This is a genomic window from Gordonibacter sp. RACS_AR49, assembly GCF_030418435.1.
Taxonomy (GTDB): Bacteria; Actinomycetota; Coriobacteriia; order Coriobacteriales; family Eggerthellaceae; genus Gordonibacter; species Gordonibacter urolithinfaciens.
On sequence record NZ_JAIUDM010000011.1, the window covers coordinates 91,411 to 100,749 of the forward strand.

Here is a 9,339-nt window from a genome sequence, read left to right on the forward strand (position 1 = left end):
CTTACGATAGCGTGTTTGCCCGATTGCGTGTCCGCCCTTTCGCCCAGCGGGGAAAAATAGTAAGCTGAACGACATGGATACCTTTGAAGAGCTTTCTTATGACGTCGTCGTGGTTGGAGCGGGCATAGCCGGCGCGGCCTGTGCCCGAGAGCTGTCCCGCTACCGGCTTGACGTGGCCGTGCTCGAAGCCGGCAACGACGTGGCCTGCGGGGCGACCCGCGCGAACTCCGGCATCGTGCATGCCGGCTACGACCCGGTGCCCGGCTCGCTCAAGGCGCGCTACAACCGGGAGGGCTCGCGGCTCTTCGCTCGGTGGGCGGAAGAGCTGGGTTTCGCCTACCGGCGCAACGGCTCGCTCGTGCTGGCGTTCACCGACGAGGAGCTGGCGAGCGTACGCGCGCTCGTGGCACGGGCGGCGGAGAACGGCGTGGAGGGCGTGCGCGAGCTGGACGCTGCGGAGGTGCGCGCGCTGGAGCCGGCCGTCGCCCCGTCTGCGAGGGGCGCGCTGCTGGCCGAGACCGGCGCCCTATGCGATCCGTACGAGGTTGCGCTCGCCTGCTTGGAGCAGGCCGCGGAGCACGGCGCGCGGCTGTTCTTCGGCGAGCGGGTGGTGGGCATCGGGCGGCCGGGGCAGGGCGGCGAGGGCGGTCCGGACGGCTCGGGCGGGCGCTATCTCGTGTCGACCTCGTCAGGCGCGCGCATTGCCTGCCGGGCCGTGGTGAACGCGACGGGCGTGCATGCCGACGAATTGAACAACCTGGTGAGCGCTCATAAGCTTCGCATCGTGCCGCGGCGGGGCGAGTACCTGCTCTACGACACCGACCAGGGCGGCGCGTTCTCCCATACGGTGTTCCAAGCGCCCTCGCGCGCGGGCAAGGGCGTGCTCGTGACGCCGACCGTGCACGGCAACCTGCTGGTGGGGCCGAACGCCGTGGAGCAGGGGAGCAAGGAGGACGTGTCCACGAGCGCCGAGGGCCTCGCGTTCGTGCTGGAGGCGGCGCGGCGAACGTGGCCCGATGCGGGCACGCGCGGCGTCATCGCGAACTTCGCGGGCCTGCGTGCCTCGTGCGCGGAGGGCGACTTCGTCATCGGCCAGCCGGACGACGCGCCGGGCTTCTTCAACGTGGCCTGCTTCGACTCTCCAGGCCTCACCTCGGCGCCCGCCGTGGCCGTGGACGTGGCCGCCGGCGTGGCCGGGCTGCTGGGGGCTTCGCCAAGGCCGGACTTCGACCCGCGCCGCCGGCACGCCGTTCCGTTCTCCGAGATGGGCGAGGAGGAGCGTGCCCGAGCCATCGCGGCCGATCCACGCGCCGGGCATGTGGTGTGCCGCTGCTGCGAGGTGACGGAGGCCGAGGTCGTGGCGGCGCTTCATGGCCCGGTGCCCGTGCTCTCGCTCGACGCGCTCAAATGGCGCACGCGCGCTACGATGGGGCGGTGCCACGGCGGGTTCTGCTCGCCCGAGATCGCGAAGATCGTCGCGCGCGAGACGGGCACGGCTCCGGACGCCTTGGACAAGCGGCTGCCGGGCTCGCCGCTCGTGGCCGCGGCGCAGCCGGACTATGCGGCGCTGGCGCGGATCGAAGGCGAAGGGGGCCTTGCGGCCGGCGCGCACGCGCTTTCGGGCGCGGCAGGGCGCGGCACCGACACGGTCGGGTCGCTTGCCGATGCCCCTTCCGTGGCGGGTTCCCCCTACGACGTGGTCGTGGTGGGCGGGGGCGCGGCGGGCATGGCCGCGGCGCGCGCCGCGGCTGACGCCGAAGCGCGCCGGGTGCTTTTGGTGGACCGCGAGGCGAAGCTGGGCGGCATCCTGAAGCAGTGCGTGCACAACGGATTCGGCCTGCACCGCTTCGGCGAGGAGCTCACCGGGCCGGAGTACGCCGCGCGCGAGGCCGCGGCGCTCGAAGGACGCCCGGCCGCCGTTGGCGGTGAGGCCGGGGCGCAGGATGCGCCCGGTGCGACGGCCTGCGTGGAGGTGCTGCTCGGAGCGTCGGTGCTTTCGGTAGACGCGGCGCGCGCCGATGCCGGGGAGCTTGTGGTGCGCGCAGTGAGCGGGGAGGGGGTCCACGTGCTGCGCGCCCGCGCCGTCGTGCTGGCCACGGGCTCGCGCGAGCGCGGCGCCGGCGCGCTCAACCTGGCCGGCAGCCGCCCGTCGGGCGTGTTCTCGGCCGGCAGCGCTCAGAGCTTCATGAATTTGCAGGGGTGCCTGCCGGGCCGGCGCGCCGTCATCCTGGGCTCGGGCGACATCGGCCTTATCATGGCGCGCCGCCTGGCCTCCCAGGGCGCCCAGGTCGAGGGCGTCTACGAGCTGATGCCCCATCCCTCGGGCCTGCGCCGCAACATCGTGCAGTGCCTGGACGACTTCGGCATCCCGCTGCACCTGAGCCGCACGGTCGTGCGGCTGGAGGGTGCGGGCCGGCTGGAGGCCGTGCATATCGCCCATGTCGACCCCGCCACGCTCGAGCCCGTCCCGGGTACCGAGCGGCGCGTGGCCTGCGACACCCTGCTGCTGTCCGTGGGCCTCATCCCCGAGAACGAGGTGGCGAAGACGGCCGGCGCGGCGCTCGATGCGGTGACGGGCGGCCCGCGGGTCGACAACCGGTTGGCCACCGGCGTGCCGGGGCTCTTCGCCTGCGGAAACGCGCTGCATGTGCACGACTTGGTGGACCATGCGTCCGCCGAGGGCGAGTCGGCCGGCGCGGCTGCGGCGGCCTATGCGCGCCGCGTTGCCCTCGGCGGGCATGCTGCCGGGGAGGGGGCGCGCGGTACCGCGTTGCCGGTTGCCGCCGTGACGGCCGTTCCCGTGCTCCCGGACGAGGGGGTTCGCTACGTGGTTCCCCAGGCCATCGACCCGGCCACAAGCGCCGACGAGGACGTGACGCTGTCGCTGCGCGTGTCGCGCGCCCTGCGCGGGCCGCGCTTCTTCGTGGAGGGCGTGGCCGCCGACGGGTCGGTGCGCACGGTGAAGAAAGCCAAGACCATGGTGGCGGTGCCCGCCGAGATGGTGCAGATCAAGCTATCGGGCGCCGACGTTGCGGGCCTCTCCTCGCTGCACGTGCGGGTGGAGGGGCGTCCGAACGACGAGGCGCCGCCCGTTGCGTCGCAAGCGGCGGCTTTGCAGGCCGCGCGAGGCGCCGACAAGCGGTCCGACGTGGCGGGAGGGGGAGCCGAATGATGCAGCTTGCCACCGAGATAACCACGTTCACCTGCATCTGCTGCCCGTTGGGCTGCCAGCTTGAGGTGTCTTTCGACGAGCAGGGCAGCGTGGCCGAGGTGTCCGGCAATACGTGCGGGCGCGGTGCGGCGTACGCGGAGCGCGAGGCTGCGGCGCCCGAGCGCATGGTGACGGCCGTGCTGCCCGTGGAGGGCTGCCTGGAACCCGTGAGCGTGAAGACGGCATCCCCCGTGCCGAAAGCCCGGGTGGCCGACGTGCTGGCAGCCTGCCTGTCCGCGCGCTTGGCGGCACCGGTCGCGGCGGGCGACGTCATCGTGGCCGACGCGTGCGGCACCGGCGTGGACGTCGTCGCCACGAAAAGCGTACCATAGCGGCGAGGATTGCAAAGGGCTGCCAGGAGCGAGGGCGCCGGCAGGCGAGGCGAGGGCGAAGGGGCAAGGTGGCCGCCATGGCGGACGAGGACGTGCGGGGACAGCAGGAGGAAGGGCGCGGTGCCCGCATCGCGGGGACGGCCATCGTGGCCGTGGGCGTGGTCGCGCTGATATTCGCCGCTGCCGCGGCGGCGTTCTTCCTGTTGGCCGAGCTGCTGCAGGGAGCGTGGCTCCTGGCCGGCAGCGCGCTCGTCGTGCTGGCCGGCCTCGTGTGGGCCGCCAACCGCCTGGTTCGCGTCGCCGCCAACCAGAACAAGGACCCGCTGGGGTAAGACCCTCGCCCGCGGATGGCGGAAGGGCGTCCCGGCTGGCCCATGACGGGAGGACGGCCACGGCCAGTTGGCGGTTCCGGCCAGCTGGCGGCGGGGATGCGGGTGCCTTGTCGGCGACCCGTTCCGGTGCCGGGAGAGGGTCGGGTGGACGAGATCCGGGGCTATGGCATGTTTGCCGTCCGGATAACGCAGGGCAGATTCTCCCGAACAGGTGTTTCTCTGTGATCGTTCCAATCGTGCAGGCGGAAAACATGCCATAGCCCCGGATCTCGTCCCTGTGCCTTTAGGTCGGGTATTGCCCGATGCCGCAGCTTCCGGCAGGTGCGATTCTCCTCCCTAGCGCTGCTTCCCGCGGCGCTTCGCCACGTCGGCGCGGTGGGCGCGCCCGGGCCGCAGGTCGCTGCCGCCGCGGGCGGACTTCGCCGGCGAAGATCCCTTCGCCGCCTGCTGCTTCGGCTGGGCGGGACGACCAGCCCCCTGCGCGGGCTTCCTCGACGAGGGCTGTGCCGTCGGCTGGCCTTTGCCGGCTTTCGCCATCGCGCCCGAGGCCGGCTTCTTCGGGCCCTTCTGGGCGGGGCGCTGGCGGGTCGGCTGGCCGCCTGCCACGCCGGCCGGCTTCTTCGCCGCGCGTTTCCTGCCGCCCTGCCCGCCGGTGCCGGCACCGCGACCCTGCCCGCGCCCGCCGGCATCCTGCGCCCCTTCCGCGGCGGCCTCGCGGGCGCGCTCCTTCTTGCGCTCGCGCTTCGCCATCTCGCGTGCGGCCTGGGCTATCTCGGGGTCGGTGCGCGCGGCCTTGCGCGTGGCGTGGGCAGCGGCCTCGGCCAGCGCCTCCTGCTCGTCGAACGAGGCTATCTCCATCTCGGGGATCTCGCGCTTGATGAGCTTCTGGATGTCGCGCAGCGCGTCCTCGGTCTCCGGGCTCACGAACGAGATGGCCCAGCCCTCCTCGCCGGCGCGGCCCGTGCGGCCGATGCGGTGCACGTAGTCCTCGGGCACGGTGGGCAGGTCGTAGTTGATCACATGGTCGACGCTCTCCACGTCGATGCCGCGCGCCAGCACGTCCGTGGCCACGAGCACGTCGGTGGCGCCGCTCATGAAGTTGTCGAGCGCGCGGCGGCGCTGGTTCTGGCTGCGGTCGGAGTGGATGGCCTCGGCCGTGTAGCCCGCCTTCTTCAGACGGCGGCACGTGGCGTCGGCACGGCTGCGGGTGCGGGCGAACACGATGACGCGCTCGTGCCCCTTCTCGGCCAGCACCGCCTTCAGCAGGGCCGGCTTGAGCGTCTGCGGGGCGCGGACGATGAACTGCTCCACCGTGTCGGCCGTCTCGCCCTTGTGGGCTATCTCCACCATGGCCGGGTCGTGCAGGAGCTTTCCCACGCTGCCCATGATGGAGCGGTCGATGGTGGCCGAGAACAGGAGCGTCTGCCGGCTGGCGGGCGTCGCCCCTATGATCTTGCGCATGGAGGGCAGAAAGCCCATGTCCAGCATGCGGTCCGCCTCGTCGAGCACGAGCACCTCCACGTCGCCCAGGCGCGCGGCCCCTTGGTCCATGAGGTCCACGAGGCGGCCGGGCGTGGCGATGAGCACGTCGGTGCCGTGCTTGAGCTTCTGGATCTGCGGCTCGTAGGACAGGCCGCCCACCACGGTGGCTATGCGGTGGTGGGTGGACACGGCCACGGCGGCGCACACCTCGCCGATCTGCTGCGCCAGCTCGCGCGTGGGCGTGACCACCAGCATGAGCGGCCCCTGCCCGCCCTTCGCGTGCCCGAGCCCGTCCAGGGCGGGCAGCGAGAACGCGGCCGTCTTGCCCGTGCCGGTCTTGGCGGCCGCAATGAGGTCGCGGCCCTTCAGCACCAGCGGGATGGCCTGCTCCTGCACGGGGGTGGGCATTTCATAGCCCAGACGCGCCACGGCGTCGAGGACTTCCGGGGACAGCCCCAGCTCGTTGAATTCTGCCATAGGTATCGCTTGCGTTCCTTTCGATAGTCTCGCGCGCGGCGTCGGGCCGGGCGCGTCAGCGCGTGTGCGCAGGCTTCCCGCCCCAGTAGAAGCGCAGGAAATGCTTCCTCCGCTGCGGGTCGTCGGGGCCCTTGGGGTGCGCGGCCAGCTCCAGCGTGGCACGGGCGACGTCGCGCGCGGCGTCCGGGTGGCGCAGGAAGCTGCCGTTGATCAACATGGAGCGGATGCTCTCCGGGTTCTTCTCGATGTGGCGCAGCGCGTCCAGCAGCTCGCGGGACGTGGTCACGTGCATGGCCGCGCCGAGCGAGGTGAGCATCCGCACGTTCACCTTCTCCTGGCCGTACGCGCGGCCCAGCAGCACCATGGGCACCTGCGCGCACAGGCATTCCGTGACCACGAGGCCGCCGGACTTGCAGATGACCACGTCGCTGGCCGCCATGAGCGCCGCCATGCCCTCCACGTAGTCGAGCACGCTCACGTTGGCAAGTCCCAGATCGGCGCATTCCTGCCGCAGGTGGCGGGCGTAATCGGCGTCGTTGCCGGCCACGATGACGAAGTGCATGTCCGAAAGCGCGTGGAGGTAGGGCAGCAGCTTGTCGAGCGCGTCGCGGAAGTGCACGTAGGGGCGCGGCAGCTGCGCGCCGGCCAGCGCCAGCACCACGGTCTTGTCCTGCGGCAGCCCCAGGCGCTCGCGCGTCTTGCGCTGGTCGTAGGTGCGGCGGAAGTCCTCGCGCGTGGGGATGCCCGTGATGCGGATGCCCTCCTCGGGCACGCGGCGGGGGCGCAGCGTCTCGGCCATGGGCTCGTTCGCCACGCAGAACAGGTCGGTGTAGCGGTGCGGCCAGAGGCCCTCTGTCTCGTAGTCGGTGGGCACGCACACGATGGGGAACTCCAGGCCCGAGAGCATGCGCGCGCCCACGGCCACGTTCGCCGCCGTGATGTGCGTGCACACGATGGCCAGCGGGCGCACCTCGCGCACGTGCTCGGTGAAGGCGGGGTACATGATGCGCGACCATGCGGTGCCGCCGGCCCACAAAAGGCGGCCGGTGAGCGTGAAGCGCCAGGTGAGGTCATAGATGGGACGCGTGGCCCCGGTGAAGAGCGATGCGGCATGGTCGCCGTCGAACACGATGCGGCCCCAGTCCAGGATGTCGACGACCTCTACTTCCAGGTCCTCGGGAACGGGAACGCCGGCAAGCGCGCCCTGCGGCGCATGGGGGCGGGGCGCGCCGTCTGCGTCTTCTCCGGCGCCGGCCCGGGCGGCCGCCGCCTCGTCGCGCAGCAGCTCGAAGGCCTGGGCCACGGCCATGGCCGCGCTGCGGTGGCCCGAGCCCACGGAAGCGTGCATGACGATGACGCGCGGCTTGGGCGGCGCTGCGGCCTCGTCGCCCGCGGGCTCTGCGACATCCGGCAATGCCGGCGCGGCGGCCGGCGTGTCGGCTGCATCGGAAGGCCTCGCATTTCCGACGGGGCCCGAGGGGGGCTCCTCGGCCTCGCCGGGGCGATCGATTAGGGGTTGCGGCCGAGCCGCCTTGTCCGTGTCCATGCTCCCATCATACCGCAACGTCCCCGCTTGCGGGCGATTTCCCGGTCCGCCAGCACCCGGATTCACGGAACGAGTGGAACCCTTCCGAAAGCGGGGCGCCCGATGGTTACGGATTCGTGACGGACGGCGAACGGGAAGGTGCGCGCCCGGCCGTCCGGTAAACTGGTCGCCGGCGGTACTCCGGCGCACGGGAACTCGGAAGGCACGACCGTGCGCCGGAAGCGCCATCTCTCGGCTTTGCGCGGGCCGTCTTGGAACCCGGGCCCGTTCCGATACGCGCGGGCCGCCCTGACATCCTGCTCCGACATCCGCGGCATCGCTGCGATCGGCTCTTCGATGCCTGAAAATTCACCCTTGCATTGCCGCGCTGGCTTTGCAATAATGTTCAGGCTGTTTTCCTTGGCGGAAAACGACTTCGTCCCCATAGTCTAGAGGTCAGGACGCGGCCCTTTCAAGGCTGAGACACGGGTTCGATTCCCGTTGGGGGCACCACCCTTGCAACCCGGCTACCCTCGTGGAGTCGGGTTTTCTGTTTCATGCGGAGGATGGAATGGAAATGGGAATCGACGAGAGAAAAATGCTTGGCAGGAAGATACGGGAATACCGTGAGGGGCTCGACCTCACTCGGGAGGAACTGGCCGTTGCCATAGGAAACGGCAGCAAGCAGTACGTCTCGTCTATCGAAAACGGCGCGAAGAACGTTACCATCGACGTTCTATGTCGCATCGCGTCCTCTCTTAAAGTGAGGGTAGGAGACCTCATCACATTCCAAGTCGAGATTTTATCCCCGCCGGGGGGGGGCATTGCTTCATGCATGCCTGGACGCCCGTGAAAGCCGCCTGCGTTCTCATGATCTTTACCTGGCATCTTCCAGAACGCCGGTTTTGGCGGGGAGCAGGTTCGGCAGCTGGGACACCACCACGCCTGCCAGGATGACGACGACGCCGACGGCCTGCAGGGTGCTCACGGGCTCGCCCAGCACGAACACCGAGATGAGGATGCCGCAGGGCAGCTCCGAGGACGCCATGATGGTGGACAGGCCGGTTGGCAGGTGCGGGGTGCCGATGCCGAACAGCACCACGGGGATGAGCAGGCCGAATGCACCGAGCACGAGGCCGTACTTCCAGATGCCGGCCTGCAGTGCGCCGCTTGCGAAGTAGCCGGGGCACACGGCGAAGCCGAGGATGCACGCGCCCAGGCATACGAACAGGCCGCGCTGGATGGGCGGCAGGTCCACGCCGATGCGCCCCGACAGGAACATGAACAGCGCCGTGCTCACGGCCGAGAGCAGCCCGCACGCCACGCCGAGGGGATCCATGGCGCCCGCCCCCTCCGAGAACAGCCCGCTGGCGAGCAGCGTGCCGCCCAGGATGATGGCGGCCGCCGCGAGCTCGGCCGTGCTCGGACGGCGGCGCGTGACGACGATCTGGATGACCACGCCTATCCAGGTGAACTGGAACAACAGCGTGATGGCCACGGCCACGGACAGCCTCGTGAGCGCGAAGTTGTACAGCACGCAGGTAGTGCAGGTGGTCAGGCCGAGTCCCAGCAGGCGCAGCACGCCGCGGGGGGAGAGATGCACGGGGCGTTTGCCCGCAAGCGCCAGCACCGCCAGCGCCACGGCGAACAGGAGCGTGCCGAACAGCGGCTGGCTCGCCGCGACCTGCGTCCATTGGAAGCCGTCCGCAAGCGCGAACTTCACCGTGGTGGCCATGATGCCGTAGCTGGCGCCGCCCGCGAACACGAGGGCCGAGTATTTCAAGATGTTCTTCTGCATGGACGCCATTCTAGCGCATTCCCCGCGCGGTGCGCGGTTACAATAGCGCCATGCCTTACCGAACCATCATAGCCGAAAACGCCGCTGCGGCCCTGGGCGCCGCCGTGGCCTGCGCCCGCGACCTTGCCGACGGCGGGGCCGTGCCCGCGATGCTGGTGCCCTCGCCGCCCGCCGCAGATCGG

7 protein-coding genes and 1 tRNA gene are annotated in these 9,339 nt (G+C 70.8%); 5 read left to right on the forward strand and 3 right to left on the reverse strand.

Features of this window, described 5'->3' with window-relative positions:
• Positions 1–73: 73 nt before the first annotated feature.
• The 3 genes from LB310_RS14135 to LB310_RS14145 all read left to right on the forward strand — a co-directional run bounded on the left by LB310_RS14135 (position 74) and on the right by LB310_RS14145 (position 3,875).
• On the forward strand, positions 74–3,172 hold the full coding sequence (locus LB310_RS14135) for an FAD-dependent oxidoreductase (protein WP_301155265.1): 3,099 nt from the start codon (positions 74–76) through the stop codon (positions 3,170–3,172).
• A complete protein-coding gene (locus LB310_RS14140) occupies positions 3,169–3,543 on the forward strand; it encodes a DUF1667 domain-containing protein (protein WP_278805395.1) in 375 nt (124 codons plus the stop codon). The genes LB310_RS14135 and LB310_RS14140 overlap by 4 nt, the downstream gene beginning before the upstream one ends.
• A gap of 77 nt (positions 3,544–3,620) precedes the next feature.
• Entirely contained in the window at positions 3,621–3,875 is a 255-nt protein-coding gene (locus LB310_RS14145; RefSeq protein WP_087190648.1) for a hypothetical protein, read from the forward strand.
• A gap of 336 nt (positions 3,876–4,211) precedes the next feature.
• Here LB310_RS14145 and LB310_RS14150 read toward each other — a convergent pair whose 3' ends face one another.
• The gene (locus LB310_RS14150; protein WP_301155266.1) at positions 4,212–5,834 is read right to left on the reverse strand and encodes a DEAD/DEAH box helicase; all 1,623 of its coding nucleotides are present in this window, start codon (positions 5,832–5,834) and stop codon (positions 4,212–4,214) included.
• A 55-nt stretch (positions 5,835–5,889) separates the two neighbouring features.
• The gene (locus LB310_RS14155; protein ID WP_301155267.1) at positions 5,890–7,380 is read right to left on the reverse strand and encodes a glycosyltransferase; all 1,491 of its coding nucleotides are present in this window, start codon (positions 7,378–7,380) and stop codon (positions 5,890–5,892) included.
• 417 nt (positions 7,381–7,797) lie between these two features.
• On the opposite strand from LB310_RS14155, the gene LB310_RS14160 reads away from it, so the two are divergent.
• Positions 7,798–7,872 (forward strand) — tRNA-Glu (locus LB310_RS14160).
• A 64-nt stretch (positions 7,873–7,936) separates the two neighbouring features.
• Positions 7,937–8,212 carry a helix-turn-helix transcriptional regulator gene (locus LB310_RS14165; protein WP_301155268.1) on the forward strand — a complete coding sequence of 92 codons (276 nt, stop codon included), beginning with the start codon at positions 7,937–7,939 and terminating at the stop codon, positions 8,210–8,212.
• 24 nt (positions 8,213–8,236) lie between these two features.
• Here LB310_RS14165 and LB310_RS14170 read toward each other — a convergent pair whose 3' ends face one another.
• Positions 8,237–9,157 carry an EamA family transporter gene (locus tag LB310_RS14170; protein WP_231897402.1) on the reverse strand — a complete coding sequence of 307 codons (921 nt, stop codon included), beginning with the start codon at positions 9,155–9,157 and terminating at the stop codon, positions 8,237–8,239.
• Between the last annotated feature and the right edge of the window lie 182 nt (positions 9,158–9,339).